The organism is Arthrobacter sp. B2060, from assembly GCF_059090445.1.
This window is the reverse complement of record NZ_JBNHFR010000047.1, coordinates 1-207: the sequence shown is the minus strand read 5'-3', so window position 1 is coordinate 207 and position 207 is coordinate 1. Positions and strand designations below refer to the sequence as shown.

The 207-nt window shown below is 62.8% G+C and carries 1 protein-coding gene; it reads right to left on the bottom strand.

Annotated elements, in window-relative coordinates:
- Positions 1-207: ABC transporter permease subunit (locus tag AC5RUM_RS21540; protein ID WP_494036858.1), on the bottom strand; the 207-nt coding region annotated here is incomplete at both ends.

Here is a 207-nt window from a genome sequence, read left to right as displayed (position 1 = left end):
GGTACCAGAGGCTGGCGACGATCAGCAGCGGGATGGTCTCGTAGGTGCGGGCGTAGATGAGCTGGGCGCTTTGGAGCAACTCGGCAACGCCGAGCACGCTGACCAGGGAGGTTCCCTTGAACATGCCGATGACCTGGTTACCGGTCGCCGGGATGATCGAGGGCATGGCCTGGGGGATGATGACCTTGCGCATCTTCATCGCACTGC